Genomic DNA, 15326 nt, shown 5'->3' with positions numbered 1-15326 from the left:
TTTTCAGGGCGGGCCGCGTCAAGGGCAAGCCGCGCTGGACGCGCGGAGGCTGGCGCCTCCCTTGACCCGGTGAGGGGAGGGTGCGGGAATTTCCGCGCCGCGCCAGCGGCGCCCGGCCCAACGGGATGAGATCATCAGATCGAAGCCGGGCGGGAGCGCCCTGCCGGCTATGCGGGGCGGCTCTTAGTGCGCTTCGGCCCAGTTCAAACCGCGGCCTGCGTCCACCACCAGCTTCACGTCCAGATGCACCGCCGGATCGGCGGCGTTTTCCATCACCTGGCGGGCGGCGGCGATGGTCTCCTCCACTGCCGCTTCCGGCACTTCGAACAGCAGTTCGTCGTGCACCTGCAGCAGCATCCGCGCGGGCAGATGGGCGATCGCCTCCGGCATCCGGATCATCGCGCGGCGGATCACGTCGGCAGCGGTGCCCTGGATCGGCGCGTTGATCGCCGCGCGTTTGGCAAAGCCCGCCTTCGGCCCCTTGGCGTTGATCTCCGCGGTGTGGATCTTGCGCCCGAACAGGGTCTGCACATAGCCGTGCTCCTTGGCGAACTCGACGGTGCTGTCCATGTATTTGCGGATGCCCGGGAAGCGCTCGAAATAGCGGTCGATGAATCCCTGCGCGTCCTTGCGCGGAATGCGCAGGTTACGCGCAAGGCCAAAGCCGGAAATGCCGTAGATCACGCCGAAGTTGATTGCCTTGGCCTGGCGGCGGATTTCCGGCGTCATCTCCTCCAGCGGCACCTCGAACATCTCCGACGCGGTCATCGCGTGGATGTCCTGCCCTTCGGCAAAGGCCTGTTTCAGCGTGTCGATCCCGGCCATGTGGGCCAGAATGCGCAGCTCGATCTGGCTGTAGTCGAGCGACAAGAGCACATTGCCCTCTTCCGCCACAAAGGCTTCGCGGATGCGGCGGCCTTCCTCGGTGCGCACCGGAATGTTCTGCAGGTTCGGATCGGTGGAGGCCATGCGCCCGGTGCTGGCCCCGGTCTGGGCATAAGACGTGTGCACCCGGCCGGTGTCGGGATTGATATGGTCCTGCAGCGCATCGGTATAGGTCGACTTCAGCTTGGACAGCTGCCGCCAGTCCAGCACCCGCTTCGGCAGGTCGTGCTCGGTCGCCAGATCCTCCAGGATATCGGCGCCGGTGGAGTACTTCCCGTTTTTGCCGCGCTTGCCGCCTTCCAATCCCATCTTGTCGAACAAGATCTCGCCCAGCTGCGCTGGTGAGCCGACGTTGAACGTTTCCCCCGCCAGCTCATGGATCTCGGCTTCCAGCCCGGCCATTTTTTGCGCAAACGCATTCGACATGCGGCTCAGCGTATCGCGGTCCACCTTGATGCCGTTGCGCTCCATATCCGCCAGCACCGGCACCAGCGGCCGCTCCAGCGTCTCATAGACCGTGGTGACCCGTTCCTGATGCAGCTGCGGTTTGAACAGCTGCCACAGGCGCAGGGTGATGTCGGCATCCTCGGCGGCATAAGGCACCGCGTCGTCAATCGGCACCCGGTCAAAGGTGATCGCCGATTTACCGGAGCCCAGGAGCGGCTTGATCGGGATCGGCGTGTGATCCAGGTAGCGTTCCGACAGCGTGTCCATGCCATGCCCGTGCATGCCTGCGTGCAGCGCATAGGACATCAGCATGGTGTCGTCGACCGGCGCCACATCCACCCCGTAGCGGTGCAGGATCTTGGCGTCGTATTTCATGTTCTGGCCGATTTTCATGATCGCCGGATCTTCCAGAACCGGCTTCAGCATCGCGACCGCGTCCTCCAGCGGCATTTGCCCCTCGGACAGGCCCTCGCCGCCAAACAGATCATCGCCCCCGGCTTTGTGCGCCAAGGGAATATAGCAGGCCTCGCCCGCCTCGACGCACAGCGAGATGCCGACCAGATCGACGACCATTTCATCAAGGCCGGTGGTCTCAGTATCCACCGCCACCCAGCCGCGCTCGCGGATGCGGCCGATCCAGACCTGCAGCGCCGCGGCATCGCGGACGCATTCGTATTTCTCCTTGTCGAACGGCACCGCTTCCGGCGCTGCCGCCGCACTGGCCGCCGCTGTGGCAGGGGCCTCCGGGATCGCCGGCGCCTCCATGCCTAGCTGATCCGCCATGCGTTTCGACAGCGTGCGGAACTCCATCTCAGAAAGGAATGTCAGCAGGGTCTCCGCATCCGGCTCCTTCACCTCCAGATCGTCCAGGGTGAAGTCCAGCGCCATATTGCAGTCCAACTGCACCAGCTTCTTGCTGAGCTCGATCTGGTCCCGCTTCTCGATCAGGGTCTGGCGGCGCTTGGGCTGCTTGATCTCCTCCGCCCGGTCCAGCAGCTCCTCCAGAGAGCCGAATTCATTGATCAACAGCGCCGCGGTCTTGATTCCGATGCCCGGCGCGCCCGGCACGTTGTCGACGCTGTCGCCGGCCAAAGCCTGCACATCCACCACCCGGTCAGGACCAACGCCGAACTTCTCCACCACGCCGTCGCTGTCGATGCGCTTGTTCTTCATTGCGTCCAGCATCTCGACGCCGCCGCCGACCAGCTGCATCAGGTCCTTGTCCGACGAGATGATGGTCACCCGGCCGCCGGCATCCCGCGCCTGATGCGCCAGCGTTGCGATGATGTCGTCGGCCTCAAAGCCTTCGATTTCCTTGCAGGCGATGTTGAACGCGCGGGTCGCCTCGCGGGTCAGCGGGAACTGCGGCACCAGATCCTCCGGCGCCGGCGGGCGGTTGGCCTTGTACTGATCGTACATCTCGTTGCGGAACGACTTGCCGGAATAGTCGAAAATCACTGCCACATGGGTCGGCGCATCCGGGCCCTTGTTGTCCTCCACCTGCTTGAACAGCATGTTGCAGAAGCCGGCGACAGCGCCGATCGGCAGCCCGTCGGACTTGCGCGTGAGCGGCGGCAGCGCGTGATAGGCGCGGAAGATGAAGGCCGAGCCGTCGATCAGATGCAGATGGCAGCCCTTGCCGAATTGTGTCCCGCTCATGTGCGCCGCGCTCCCGTTGGAAATCCGTTCGTGTTCTGTTTCCCGGTTATCGGTGATCCGGGCAGGAAGGGCAATTGGAGTTTCGAACGGCTGGCAGGACCGCGCAACGCGCCGCCTCCCTCAGCAGTCAGGGGGCACGGCGGCCCGTTGCGCACCAGGCTTTTTCACCGCGGCCGCCGTGCGCCGCACCGGTTCAGCGCAGGCTGAATGCGCACCGGTCGCTGTGCCAGACCAGCCGGGTCTTCTGGGCGATGAGGTCCAGGCGCTTGTGCAGGGACCGGTCGTTCAGGGAGCGGGACAGCGAGCGCAGCGGCACCACGTTCCTTTCACCGTAGCCGTCGATCAGGAAAAACGCCTTAACCCCGCCGCGGTGGCCATAGACGATGTTCTTGTTGTGGATGTCGCGGGCGACAATCTGCAAATCGAACAGCTTCCTGGCAAAGACATTCAGATCCTCCAGCACCGCATCGTTCATCCCGCCAGATTTTCTGAGTTGCTGCAGATGCGGGGCGAGATTGCCGTCCGGACCGGAAATGCGCTCGACGGCAACACCCGGGCCGCGGTCCGTCTGCACCACTCCCAGGCACCTGGCAAGCGGAGAGCCCGGGATATCCTCGCCGAGCTTGAGGGCCGCCATCAGCTCGCATTCGATCTCTTTAAGGGTGTTGCGGTGTATGGTGTCCGGAAACAGATGCCGGACAAGCCGCTTGCCCAGCGAATAGTCATGCTGGGGATTCTGCAGCGTGGCGACCTTGATCAGCAGGTCCGGCTGCCCGGGAAACGCATATACGCTGCGGACCCGCCCTGTGGCCAGCGGCTCCAGACCTGATAGCGAGACAACTTCCGCTGCAAACAACTTTAACTCTCCTGTGGACACGGGCGGGCCAAGAACAACTCAGCATAGAGCAGGCCTCCGGGTGCGGTGGGCCGGGGTTGTTCAAACCCGTTTGTAACGGTTTTGTAAAGGCTTGAACCGCACCGGCGAAGCAGCGCACTGGTGTTTTGAAGTCATGTGATCCGCGCTCCGGCGCCGGAAGCGCCAGGCAGGCCGCGGTTGATGCCGCTCAGAACACCCCCATCGCCAATCCTGCCCCCAGGGCCAGACCCAGCTCGCGGCAGGCCTCCAGCTGATCCTGGGGGATCACCTTCTGCGCCAGAATGGCCTCGGGCGTCTGCGCTTGGGTGCAGATGATCAGCGGCGCCTGCACCTCTTTCAGGCGCCAGCCGGTGGCGATCCGGGCGCATTGCCGCGCCGCGTTCTCCCCGTCCGACCCGGCGCAGACCATCTGGGCATAGGGCCGCCCCTCGATCTTTCCCAGCACCGGGTAATAACAGCGGTCAAAGAACTCTTTCATCTGGCCGGACAGCGCCGCCAGGTTTTCCGGGGCGCAGAACAGATAGCCGCTTGCGGCCAGCAGATCCTCCGGCCCGGCCTCTTCGGCCCGTTTCAGGACGGTTTCAATTTCGCTGCGCGCCGCTGCCTGCGCGGCCTCCGCCATCTGGCGGCTGCCGCCGGTGCGGCTGTGGTAGACGATCAGAAGCTGTGCCATCAGCGGCAGCTTACGCAGCCGGTGCAATGGCGGAAAGCCCGGATCACTCCGCCGCCTTGGCCGCGTCCTCGTAGATGTATTTGCAGTCGCAATAGGGGCATTCCACAAAGCCTTCGGCCTCGGGGATCTGCAGATAGACCCGCGGATGCCCCAGCGCGCCTTCGCTGCCGTCGCACGCAACCTTGCGGCTGTTCACAATCTTGGTTTCCGGCGCTTCGGTGCTCATGGCTGGCAGTCCTTTCGGTTTTCGGCTAGGCGCTTTTATGAGCCAAGGAAAAACCGGGGGCAAGAGCGGCGATGAGTGCTGATGCAATCCAGATCAAAGCTTTGCGCAAAATCTACAGGGGCGGCAAAGGCCAGCCGGAGAAACACGCGCTCAAGGGCGTTGACCTGACGGTGCCGCGCGGCTCCGTCTTCGGCCTCCTGGGGCCGAACGGCGCGGGCAAATCCACCCTGATCAACATCCTGGCGGGGCTGGTGCGCAAGACCTCCGGCAGCGTCTCGATCTGGGGTTTCGACCAGGACGCAAACCCGCGCCAGAGCCGCGCCGCCATCGGGGTGATGCCGCAAGAGCTGAACCTGGACCCGTTCTTTACCCCGCGCGGCGCGCTGGAGGTGCAGGCCGGCCTCTACGGCGTGCCCAAGCACGAGCGCCACAGCGACGAGATCCTGCGGATGATCGGGCTCACGGACAAGGCAGAGGCCTATGCCCGCACCCTGTCAGGCGGCATGCGGCGGCGCCTGCTTCTGGGCAAGGCGCTGGTGCATCACCCCTCGGTGCTGGTGCTGGACGAACCCACCGCGGGCGTCGACATCGAACTGCGCCAGATGCTGTGGGAGAACATCCGCAAACTGAACGCGCAGGGCATGACCATCATCCTCACCACCCACTACCTGGAAGAGGCCGAGGAGATGTGCGACGAGATCGCCATCATCAACCAGGGCGAGGTGGTGGCGCGGGACACCAAGGCGCGCCTGCTGGGCCGGCTTGATGCCAAGACCATGGTGGTGCAGCCCGCGGTGCCGGTGACAGTGCTGCCGCAGGGCGACGGCATCGAGGCCGAGCTGCGCGAAGACGGCGCCGTCTGCTTGCGCTACCGCAGCCAGGCCACCAGCGCCGAAGACGTGCTGGCCGCGGTCCACGCCGCCGGAATTTCGATCCGTGACGTCAAGACCGAGGAAGCGGACCTTGAAGATGTGTTCCTGTCTCTGACCAAGGCGGGGTGAGGGGGCACCTCTGCCTGGTGAACAAGTTGCGGGCCGGAGCGGGCATTCGCTGCGCGCGCAGCCTTGGCGGAACCGAGTGGCTCTCGCTCGAAGTTATCGGACGTTCGAGTTAGCTACCAGAGCGGCGCACCGTATTGCGAGTGGCCTTCATTTCTCACACGATAGCGCAGACCTTTGTTGATGGCTGCAGTTCGTCATAGTATGAGAGAAACAAAACTCCTAAGCGTTCGGAGTTCTTAATCCGCTCTCGGCAAGGGATGTGCCTGGCTGAATCACCTAGGAATTTACACGAAATGCTTGAAAGCTTTAGAATTTCCAATTTCAAAAGTTATGCAGATGCAACGCTACCATTGTCTGCTTTGACTGTTTTGATTGGGGCCAATGCAGCCGGGAAGTCAAATGCGATTGAGTGCATGAGGCTAATTTCATGGCTTTCTCAAGGGCAGCCCCTCTCCAGTATTCAGTTCAATGTAAACACCAATGAGACTGTTGTAAGAGGTACGGTCTCTAATCTACCTCGTGACGGTGAAAATAGCTTTGAAGTTGGCTGCACTTTTGCCAAAGTTGGGTGGGGAGAATGGGATGCGACTATCGAGAATAGGCGTGACGGGCTACACATTTCTGGAGAGAAGATAACGTCTCGCTCAGAGAACGTCCCACTTTACCTTCTTGATCAACCATCAACTGAACGAGCAACTGACGTTGGGGTTGCTTACAACAACTTCGCACGTGGCGGAATTAAGCCTCACATTAAATGCATAGATCAAATTCCAATGTTCTTGCAGCTTCAAAGTCCTGCTACATTTGCCAGCTCCCACAAGAGATCAAGAGAGATAATCCCAAAAGTCTCTAGGAAAATATCTGAGACGCTGTCGGAGATAATATTTCTAGACCCCAACCCGCAGGTAATGCGAGACTATTCTTTCCCTTCGGATGCAAAGGTGAGAGGAGATGGGTCCAACATATCAGCAGTTCTCTTCAATTTGTGCGGACAACCATCGCCAGATGCTACAATTGAGATCGAATTGCCAAGTCCCTATTCGGATAACCATGGCACTGATCTTTTGATGCTCATTAAAAGCCTTCCGGAGCAAAATATTAAAGGAATTCGATTCATCCATGAGCCTCGCGGAGGAGTTATGGTCGCGTTGCAAGAAACTTTTGGCAATAAGATTTTGACTTTCGATGCGTCTCTATTATCTGATGGTACGCTGAGAGTGCTCTCCATAGCCGCTGCGCTGTTGTCAGCGCCGCCCGGATCAATGGTCGTTATTGAGGAAATTGATAACGGCGTTCACCCGAGCCGAGCAGAACATCTTCTTTCAAGCATTCAAAGAATTGCTGAGCGCCGAGACCTGCGCGTTCTTCTGTCCACACACAATCCAGCGTTATTGGACGCCGTTCCGGACAAAAGCATCCCAGATGTAGTATTCTGCTATAGAAGTCCTGAAGATGGAACGAGCAAACTTGTACGCCTTTGTGATTTGGAAACCTATCCAGAATTGGTAGCGCAAGACACCCTCGGTGGGTTGCTTACCTCAGGTGTTTTGGATAGGTACGCAAAAATAAGAAGCACCCAAAGTGAACGAATTCGATCTGGCCTCGAGTGGCTCAAGAGTATTCGCCAATCATGAATGAGATAGTTTTATTAGATACGTCAGTGTACCTCAACATTCTTGATGTTCCAGGTTGGAATCAGGATCGAGATCAAATTTTAAATGATTTCGAGGTGAGAATTAAATCCGGCGATATTTTTCTTCTTCCCATGGCTACAATTTGGGAAACTGGAAACCACATTGCTGATGTGAAAAATGGAGCGCACAGGCGTAAGTATGCGGAAATCTTAGTGTCACAGGTTATGGCTGCATTGGAAGGTGAGACCCCCTATAGGGCAACACACTTTCCAGACAAATCTGAATTTGGCTCATGGATTTCCGACTTCCCCGAGTATGCTCAAATCAATAAAAGTGAGAAGAAGACTCGGGAAGGAGTTAGCCTCTCCGACATGTCAATCATTAAAGAGTGGGAAATGCTGTGCGAGCGACACAGCATGAGTAGTGTTTTAATATGGTCTCTAGACGCCGACCTCGCATCATATCACAGAGTTCCTGGAAAATAATGTGATGATTCCCTCAACTATTTAGGCACTCGTCAACAATCCGATTTACCTGTTCACTGGGCGCCCGCTATACCTGGGTACCTGATACGGTTGATAACTTTTGGCTGCAATTGCCCAATGCTGCGGTTGGCACGAAGGTCCGCAATGTCCCGGGAGCAGACCAATGCCTTTGCAGCATCCAGAGTGGGCTGAGGCGCCGACTGGGCTCGTTGTGCCGTTGGCTGACAGAGTGAGACACCGCAGCCACCGCCCGCCCGCAGCCCTCACCCCCGGTCAATCCGCGCCTGATAGCAGTTGTTGCGCGACGACCGGATGTGGATGTAGTCCACCCGCACATCGGCAAAGATCGCCTCGGCCCGCCCCATCATCTCCGCCTGCGGGATGACAATGCCGGTGCCGTAAACGATCCTGTGATCGGCGCTGTAGCCCTTGATCAGGTATTCGGGGGAGCCTTCCAGAACCTCCGGCACCGCCTCGCCCTCATGCCGCGCGCAATGATTGGCGCACAGGAAAATGGGCCCGGTCTCGGCATAGGGCTGCGCCTCGGGGAAGGGGCGGTGCGCCAGGATCAGCATCTCCTGGCCTTCGGGGATGTATTGCAGGCAGTGGCGGCAGGGGTTGCCGCCGCCGTCCGACACCGTGCGCTCCGGCATCTGGCCATGGGCGTCAGGGCCGCCCTCCTGCAGGGCGCGGACAATCTCGGTGGGCAGGGCGGTGATCTTGGTCATGTGTTTCTCCTTTGCTGCCAGCACCCTGCCCGATCCGCCCCGCCGCAATCGACCCGGATCTTGCGCATCCTGCAGAGAGCCGGAGCAAATCTCTCCCGCCCGCCGTGCAGGCATTGAAATGCCCTGCGGCGGTTGGGCGTGGCGCCGCGCTGGCGCGCGGCGCGGCACCGCAGTCCAGCAGGACTCCACATGAGAACAAAACGGGAATATCATGCGGGGCATGTTTGCCGAATTCGCCTGCCTTTCGAACTTCACCTTCCTCACCGGGGCCTCCCACCCGGAGGAATACGCCGCCCGCGCGCTGGAGCTGGGGCTCGGCGCCTTTGCCGTTGCGGACGAGAACTCGGTGGCGGGCATCGTGCGCGCCCATGCGGAATGCCGCGACATTGCCCGCCGGGTGCGGGAGCGGCAGGCCTGGGACCGGCAGAACTCCCCCATCGGCCCGCCGCGCCCCAAAGGTATTCCGCAGCCCGCGTCCTTCCCGGTCTATGAAACCGTGCGGCTGATTCCGGCAGCAAAGCTCATGTTCACCGACGCGCCGGACGTCATCGCCCTGCCGCGGACCCGCGCGGGCTGGGGCAGCCTGACCCGGCTTTTGTCCACCGGGCGGCTCAGGGCTCAGAAGGGCAGCTGCACCCTGCATCTCTCGGACCTCCTGGAATTTGCGGAGGGCCTGCACCTGCTCTTGCTGCCGCAGGCGCAGCATCTGCCCGGCGGCGCGGATGGATGGGACCTGCATATGGGTGCGCTGACGCGCCGCTTTGGCACCCGCATGCACCTGATGATGGCGCCTGCCTATGACGGCGGCGACCAGGCGCGCTTTGCCCAGCTTGCGGAGCTGGCCAGCCGTCTGAACCTGCCCCCCTTGGCCAGCGCCGCGCCGCGGATGCACCACGGCAGCCGCCGCCGCCTGGGCGATGTGCTGAGTGCCATCCGGCTGCGCTGCAAGGTGGAGGATCTGGGCCGCGCTGCCATGGCCAATGGCGAGCAGCGCCTGCGGTCCGAGGCAGAAATGCGCCGCCTGTTCCGGGGCTATGAACACGCGGTGGACAATGCCGCCCATCTGGCAGCGCAGCTGACCTTCTCGCTGGATGAGCTGCGCTATGACTACCCGGACGAGGGCAGCGAAAACGAAACCCCGCCCCAGCGCCTGCGGCGGCTTGCCGAAGAGGGTCTCAGGTGGCGCTACCCGGGCGGCGCGCCGGACAAGGTGCGCGGCCTGCTGGAGCATGAGCTGGCCCTGATCGCCAAGCTGAAATACGACCCCTATTTCCTCACCGTGCGCGACATCGTCGCCTTTGCCCGCTCCCGCGGGATCCTCTGCCAGGGGCGCGGCTCGGCGGCAAACTCGGTGGTCTGCTACTGTCTGGGCGTCACCTCCGTCAGCCCGGAACTGGGCACCATGGTGTTCGAGCGTTTCGTCTCCGAGGCCCGCGACGAGCCGCCCGACATCGACGTCGATTTCGAGCACGAGCGGCGCGAGGAAGTGATCCAGTGGATCTATGAACGCTACGGCCGTCACCGCGCAGGGCTCTGCGCCACGGTGATCCACTACCGCGGCAAACGCGCGATCCGCGAGGTGGGCCGCGCCATGGGCCTCACGGAGGACACCATCTCCGCCATGTCCTCGCAGCTTTGGGGCTTCTTCAGCGCCAAGGGCGTCGAGGCGGAGCGGATGCGCGAGATCGGGCTGGACCCGAACAGCCGCCGCCTGCAGCTGACGATGGAGCTGGTGGAGCAGATCATCGGCTTCCCGCGCCACCTGAGCCAGCATGTGGGCGGCTTCATCATCACCCAAGGAAGGCTGGACGAACTGGTGCCCATTGAAAATGCCACCATGGAAGGGCGCACGGTGATCTGCTGGGACAAGGACGACATCGACACGCTGGGCATCCTCAAGGTCGATGTGCTGTCTCTGGGCATGCTCACCTGCATCCGCAAGGCGTTCGGCCTGATGCAGCAGCACCACCAGCTGGACTACAGCCTCGCCACCCTGCCGCCGGAGGACCCGGCGGTCTACAACATGCTGTGCCGCGCCGACAGCATCGGGGTGTTCCAGGTCGAAAGCCGGGCGCAGATGAACTTCCTGCCCCGGATGCGGCCGCGCTGCTTCTATGATCTGGTGATCGAGGTCGCCATCGTCCGCCCCGGCCCGATCCAGGGCGACATGGTGCACCCCTATATCCGCCGCAGGAACGGCGAGGAGCCGGTGCATTTCCCCTCCGACGCGCTGGGCGAGGTGCTGGGCAAGACCCTCGGCGTGCCGCTGTTTCAGGAGCAGGCGATGCAGATCGCCATCGTCGGCGCCGGCTTCACGCCGGAACAGGCCGACCGGCTGCGGCGGTCCCTGGCGACCTTCAAGAAACACGGCAACGTCAGCGAGTTTCGCAGCCTGTTCCTGCGCGGCATGGCCAAGAACGGCTATGATCAGGAGTTTTCCGAGCGCTGCTTTTCCCAGATCGAGGGCTTCGGCTCCTACGGCTTCCCCGAAAGCCATGCCGCCAGTTTCGCGCTCTTGGTCTATGCGTCGGCCTGGATCAAGTGCCACCACCCGGGCATCTTTGCCTGCGCGCTGCTGAATTCGCAGCCGATGGGGTTCTACGCTCCTGCCCAGATCGTTCGCGACGCCCGCGAGCACGGCGTGGAGGTGCGCCCGGTCTGCATCAACAACTCCTACTGGGACAACGTGATGGAGCCCGACGGCCACGGCGGGCTGGCGCTGCGGCTGGGGTTCCGGCAGGTGAAGGGCCTGCGCGATGAGGACGCCGCCTGGCTCACGGCCGCGCGCGGCAACGGTTACCACGAGGTGGAGGATGTCTGGCGCAAGGCCGGCATCGCGCCGCCGGTGATCGAGCGGCTGGCCGAGGCGGATGCCTTTGCCGCGCTCGGCCTCAACCGGCGCGAAGCCTTATGGGCCGCAAAGGCGATCACCGCCCGCAAACCCCTGCCGCTGTTTGCCCGCGAGCTGGAGGGCGAGGGGATCTATGAGCCGGAGGCGGACCTGCCGCAGATGGGCCTGGGCGAGGAGGTGGTGGAGGACTACGTCGCCATGCGCCTGTCCTTGCGGGCGCATCCGGTGGCGCTGATCCGGCATTTGCTGACGCCGCAGAACGGCGGCGGCGTAGAGGGCGGGCCGGGGAAGTGAGTATTTGGGGAAAGATGAAGCGGGGAATGCCATTTGACACCTTGGTACCTTGATAACATATGGGACTCCTCATATATCAGCCCTCTGAAAGGAGGGTGCGATGACATCTGTAACCCGTGTTCAAACCGGCCTGCGCCTGGAGGCGCGGCTGCTGAAAACCATGAAGGCGCTGGCAGAATATCTGGATATTTCGGTGGCGGAGCTGGTCGAGGGCATGGCGCTGCACGCCTTTGAAGGCAAGGCGCCGTTCTCTGATGAGACCCTTGGCAAGATCGAGGCGCTGCGGGCCGTCTACGGGCTGGACCTGACCGCCGCCGACAGCCACAGCCTGACGGAGGATCCGCAATGAACGAACGCACCGACTATGCCGTGATGGCAGAAGAGCTGGCTGCAGGCAGCTTGCAGCCGCAGGGGTTCAGCCACCGGGCGCATCTGGGGACGGCCTATGAAATCCTCTGCCGCCACGAGGTGTTCGAGGGCATGGCCATCTACGCCCGCGGCCTGCGCCGGCTGACCGAGGCTGCCGGGGTGCCGGAGAAGTTCAACGCCACGGTGACGCTCGCGTTCCTGAGCCTGACGGCAGAGCGGATGGCGCAGGGCGATTATCCGGACACGGACGCTTTCCTGGACAGCAATGCCGACCTGCTGCAGCCCGGTGTTCTGCGCCGGTACTTCCCGGCAGAGACGCTGGCCAGCGACCTGGCGCGGCGGGTGCCGGTGCTGGCGCCGCGGAACGCCGGCGGCAGCGCTGCGGCGCCGGGCGGGGCTTGAGTATTTCGGGAAAGATGAAGGCGCTTGCCGGGGCTTGCTGCCGCCAAGCGGCCTGATAACGCCAACTGTGGCAGGAAAGCCGGTTCACCCCGGCGCGGCAAGGCGTTAGAAGGCTTGCGAAGCTTTCCTTGCCCCGGAGATGATCCATGACCGCACCCAAACCCGTTGTCCTGTGCATTCTTGACGGCTGGGGCAGCGGCGAGCCTGGCAAGGCAAACGCGCCCTACCTGGCGCAGACACCAACCTTTGATGCGATCATGGCCAAAGGGCCGGCGGCAAAACTGATCACCCACGGGCCCGATGTGGGGCTGCCGACCGGGCAGATGGGCAACTCCGAGGTGGGGCACACCAATATCGGCGCGGGCCGGGTGGTGGCGATGGACCTGGGCCAGATCGACCTGGCGATCGAGGACGGGTCGTTCTTTGAAAACGAAGCGCTGCAGGCGTTTATTGCCAAGCTGAAGGACAGCGGCGGCGCGGCGCATCTGATGGGGCTGGTCTCCGACGGCGGCGTGCACGGCCATATCAACCACATCCTGGCGGCGGCCAAGGCGATCACGGATGCGGGGGTCCCCGTCTGGCTGCATGCCATCACCGACGGCCGCGACGTGGCGCCGAAATCGGCCTTCCGCCATTTCCGCCGGCTGGAGGAGCGGCTGCCCGAAGGCGTCCGCATCGCCACCGTCACCGGGCGCTATTTCGCGATGGACCGCGACAACCGCTGGGGCCGCGTGGCTGAGGCCTATGACGCGATGATCCATGCCAAGGGGCGCCCCGGGCAGACGGCCCACGGTGCGGTGGACCATGCCTACAACCAGTCGGAAACCGATGAGTTCATCGGCGCCACCGTGCTAGAGGGCTATGAAGGGGTGAAGGACGGCGACGGGTTCTTCTGCCTCAACTTCCGCGCCGACCGCGCGCGGGAGATTCTGCGCGCCATCGGCGAACCGGGCTTTGCCGAGTTTGACACCGGCGAGCGGCCCAAGCTGGCAGGGCTGTTGGGCATGGTGGAATATTCCGATGCCCATAACGATTACATGACCACCGCCTATCCCAAGGCGGCAATCGTCAACACGCTGGGCGCCTGGGTCGCCAAGCAGGGCAAGACCCAGTTCCGCCTGGCCGAGACCGAGAAATACCCGCATGTGACCTTCTTCCTCAATGGCGGCAAGGAAGAGCCGGAGGAGGGCGAGGACCGCTATATGCCGAAGTCGCCCAACGTGGCGACCTATGATTTGCAGCCGGAGATGTCGGCGCCGGAGGTGACGGAGAAATTCGTCGAGGCGATTGAGGCGGGCTATGACCTCATTGTGACCAATTACGCCAACCCGGACATGGTCGGCCACACCGGCGATCTGAAGGCGGCGATCCGCGCCTGCGAGGCGGTGGACCAGGGGCTGGCCAAGGTGGTTGCCGCGCTGGAGAAGGCGGGCGGCGCGATGATCGTCACCGCCGACCACGGCAACTGCGAGGTGATGGTGGATCCGGAAACCGGCGGCGCCCATACCGCCCATACGCTGAACCTGGTGCCGGTGGCGCTGGTCGGCGGGCCGGAGGGCGCGGCACTGCGCGACGGCCGTCTGGCCGACTTGGCGCCCACGATCCTGCAGCTGATGGGGCTGGAGAAACCGGCCGAGATGACCGGGGAGAGCCTGCTGTCATGATCCGGCGCGCGGGCCTGATGCTGCTGGCCGTGCTGGCTGCGCCCGTGCAGGCGGCGGACCCGGCCGGAGCCGCGCGGGATGCGGCAGAGCAGCTTGAGCTGGCCTCGGTCCAGCTGCAGGAGGCCGCCAGCTCCCGCGACCGGGTGAAGGCGCTGACCTCCACCGTGCAGGCCTATGAGGCGGGGCTGGCTGCCATGCGCGACGGGCTGCGCCGGGTGGCGCGGCGCGAAGGGCAGCTGAGCGCGCAGCTGGCGGCGCGGCAGGAGGAGGTCTCGGGCCTTCTGGGCATCATCCAGACGATTGAGACCTCGCCGCCGCCGGTCCTGATGGTGCATCCTTCCGGGCCCTTGGGCGCGGCGCGTTCGGCGATGATGCTGGCAGAGGTGACGCCGGCGCTGCAGGCCAAGGCGCAATCCCTGAAGGCGGATCTGGACGAGGTGCAGGGCCTGCGCCTGCTGCAGCAGAATGCGGCCAAGACGCTGGAGGAGGGGCTGTCGGGCGTGCAAAGCGCGCGGGTGCAGCTGTCGACCGCAATCGCCGACCGCACCACCCTGCCGAAACGTTTCACCGAGGACCCGGTGCGCACCGCCATCCTGATCTCCTCGACCGAGACGCTGTCGGGCTTTGCCGACGGGCTGGCCGAGATTGCCGGCGGTGAGATCGCCGCCAGCGAGGCGGACATCAGCGCCCTGCGCGGCAGCCTGCCGCTGCCGGTCGAGGGGCTGGTGCTGCGCGGCTACGGCGAGCGCGATGCCGCGGGCATCGCCCGCCCCGGCCTGCTGATCGCCGCCCGCCCGCGGGCGCTGGTCACGGCGCCCGCTGCCGCCACCATCCGCTACCGCGGGCCGCTTCTGGATCTGGGCAACGTGGTGATTCTGGAACCACAGCCGGACACGCTGTTTGTGCTGTCGGGCCTGGCCGAGGTGTTCGGCGAGACGGGCCAGGTGATCCCCGAAGGCACCCCGGTCGGATTGATGAGCGGGGAAAACCCGAAACCGGACGCAATTCTGTCAACAAGCGGTGAAGGGGGTGGAACTGACCGGACAGAAACGCTCTATATAGAAGTGAGAATGGACAACAGCCCGGTGGACCCGGAAACATGGTTCCGCACTGGAAAAGGTGGATGAAGGC

General features: G+C 63.3%; 13 protein-coding genes. 8 read left to right on the top strand and 5 right to left on the bottom strand.

The features are described from left to right. Positions 1-183: 183 nt before the first annotated feature. From polA to KUW17_RS04945, 4 genes are all read right to left on the bottom strand, one after another. Entirely contained in the window at positions 184-2991 is a 2808-nt protein-coding gene (gene polA, locus KUW17_RS04960; RefSeq protein ID WP_222476443.1) for a DNA polymerase I, read from the bottom strand. Positions 2992-3184: 193 nt separating this feature from the next. Beyond that, positions 3185-3847, bottom strand: a complete 663-nt coding sequence (locus KUW17_RS04955; protein WP_261397017.1) for a PhoP regulatory network YrbL family protein — start codon at positions 3845-3847, stop codon at positions 3185-3187. A 208-nt stretch (positions 3848-4055) separates the two neighbouring features. Next, complete coding sequence (locus tag KUW17_RS04950; protein ID WP_222476440.1) at positions 4056-4541, bottom strand: flavodoxin family protein; 486 nt, start codon at positions 4539-4541, stop codon at positions 4056-4058. A 43-nt stretch (positions 4542-4584) separates the two neighbouring features. Further along, the gene (locus tag KUW17_RS04945; protein ID WP_222476438.1) at positions 4585-4767 is read right to left on the bottom strand and encodes a zinc-finger domain-containing protein; all 183 of its coding nucleotides are present in this window, start codon (positions 4765-4767) and stop codon (positions 4585-4587) included. Between the two features lie 71 nt (positions 4768-4838). On the opposite strand from KUW17_RS04945, the gene KUW17_RS04940 reads away from it, so the two are divergent. The 3 genes from KUW17_RS04940 (at position 4839) to KUW17_RS04930 (ending at position 7887) form a co-directional block, all read left to right on the top strand. Beyond that, complete coding sequence (locus tag KUW17_RS04940; protein ID WP_222476436.1) at positions 4839-5768, top strand: ABC transporter ATP-binding protein; 930 nt, start codon at positions 4839-4841, stop codon at positions 5766-5768. Positions 5769-6061: 293 nt separating this feature from the next. Further along, positions 6062-7402, top strand: a complete 1341-nt coding sequence (locus tag KUW17_RS04935) for an AAA family ATPase (protein WP_222476434.1) — start codon at positions 6062-6064, stop codon at positions 7400-7402. Beyond that, positions 7399-7887 (top strand): hypothetical protein, encoded by a 489-nt coding sequence (locus tag KUW17_RS04930; RefSeq protein WP_222476432.1) that lies wholly within the window; start codon positions 7399-7401, stop codon positions 7885-7887. The genes KUW17_RS04935 and KUW17_RS04930 overlap by 4 nt, the downstream gene beginning before the upstream one ends. Before the next feature lie 263 nt (positions 7888-8150). Here KUW17_RS04930 and KUW17_RS04925 read toward each other — a convergent pair whose 3' ends face one another. Then, positions 8151-8615 carry a DUF1203 domain-containing protein gene (locus KUW17_RS04925; protein WP_222476430.1) on the bottom strand — a complete coding sequence of 155 codons (465 nt, stop codon included), beginning with the start codon at positions 8613-8615 and terminating at the stop codon, positions 8151-8153. 220 nt (positions 8616-8835) lie between these two features. Here KUW17_RS04925 and KUW17_RS04920 point away from each other — a divergent pair, with 220 nt between their 5' ends. From KUW17_RS04920 to KUW17_RS04900, 5 genes are all read left to right on the top strand, one after another. Beyond that, complete coding sequence (locus KUW17_RS04920) at positions 8836-11760, top strand: error-prone DNA polymerase (protein WP_222476428.1); 2925 nt, start codon at positions 8836-8838, stop codon at positions 11758-11760. A 100-nt stretch (positions 11761-11860) separates the two neighbouring features. Further along, positions 11861-12109 carry a hypothetical protein gene (locus tag KUW17_RS04915; RefSeq protein WP_222476426.1) on the top strand — a complete coding sequence of 83 codons (249 nt, stop codon included), beginning with the start codon at positions 11861-11863 and terminating at the stop codon, positions 12107-12109. Then, entirely contained in the window at positions 12106-12531 is a 426-nt protein-coding gene (locus tag KUW17_RS04910; RefSeq protein WP_222476423.1) for a hypothetical protein, read from the top strand. Before KUW17_RS04915 ends, KUW17_RS04910 begins: the two co-directional genes overlap by 4 nt. 146 nt (positions 12532-12677) lie before the next feature. Continuing rightward, positions 12678-14195, top strand: a complete 1518-nt coding sequence (gpmI, locus tag KUW17_RS04905; RefSeq protein WP_222476420.1) for a 2,3-bisphosphoglycerate-independent phosphoglycerate mutase — start codon at positions 12678-12680, stop codon at positions 14193-14195. Then, on the top strand, positions 14192-15322 hold the full coding sequence (locus tag KUW17_RS04900; RefSeq protein ID WP_222476418.1) for a murein hydrolase activator EnvC family protein: 1131 nt from the start codon (positions 14192-14194) through the stop codon (positions 15320-15322). The genes gpmI and KUW17_RS04900 overlap by 4 nt, the downstream gene beginning before the upstream one ends. Positions 15323-15326 lie beyond the last annotated feature (4 nt).

Origin of the sequence: Leisingera aquaemixtae (genome assembly GCF_019801145.1) — a bacterium.
Lineage (GTDB): Bacteria > Pseudomonadota > Alphaproteobacteria > Rhodobacterales > Rhodobacteraceae > Leisingera > Leisingera aquaemixtae_A.
The sequence above is the reverse complement of the archived record's forward strand: the minus strand, read 5'-3'. Positions and strand labels throughout refer to the sequence as shown.

What these genes read in the sequence shown, in the direction of transcription:
- KUW17_RS04915 (WP_222476426.1), top strand. Translation starts at nt 11,861, where the DNA reads ATGACATCTGTAACCCGTGTTCAAACCGGCCTGCGCCTGGAGGCGCGG.
- KUW17_RS04945 (WP_222476438.1), bottom strand. Translation starts at nt 4,767, where the DNA reads ATGAGCACCGAAGCGCCGGAAACCAAGATTGTGAACAGCCGCAAGGTT.
- KUW17_RS04940 (WP_222476436.1), top strand. Translation starts at nt 4,839, where the DNA reads ATGAGTGCTGATGCAATCCAGATCAAAGCTTTGCGCAAAATCTACAGG.
- KUW17_RS04910 (WP_222476423.1), top strand. Translation starts at nt 12,106, where the DNA reads ATGAACGAACGCACCGACTATGCCGTGATGGCAGAAGAGCTGGCTGCA.
- KUW17_RS04935 (WP_222476434.1), top strand. Translation starts at nt 6,062, where the DNA reads ATGCTTGAAAGCTTTAGAATTTCCAATTTCAAAAGTTATGCAGATGCA.
- KUW17_RS04920 (WP_222476428.1), top strand. Translation starts at nt 8,836, where the DNA reads ATGTTTGCCGAATTCGCCTGCCTTTCGAACTTCACCTTCCTCACCGGG.
- KUW17_RS04950 (WP_222476440.1), bottom strand. Translation starts at nt 4,541, where the DNA reads ATGGCACAGCTTCTGATCGTCTACCACAGCCGCACCGGCGGCAGCCGC.
- KUW17_RS04925 (WP_222476430.1), bottom strand. Translation starts at nt 8,615, where the DNA reads ATGACCAAGATCACCGCCCTGCCCACCGAGATTGTCCGCGCCCTGCAG.
- gpmI (WP_222476420.1), top strand. Translation starts at nt 12,678, where the DNA reads ATGACCGCACCCAAACCCGTTGTCCTGTGCATTCTTGACGGCTGGGGC.
- polA (WP_222476443.1), bottom strand. Translation starts at nt 2,991, where the DNA reads ATGAGCGGGACACAATTCGGCAAGGGCTGCCATCTGCATCTGATCGAC.
- KUW17_RS04900 (WP_222476418.1), top strand. Translation starts at nt 14,192, where the DNA reads ATGATCCGGCGCGCGGGCCTGATGCTGCTGGCCGTGCTGGCTGCGCCC.
- KUW17_RS04930 (WP_222476432.1), top strand. Translation starts at nt 7,399, where the DNA reads ATGAATGAGATAGTTTTATTAGATACGTCAGTGTACCTCAACATTCTT.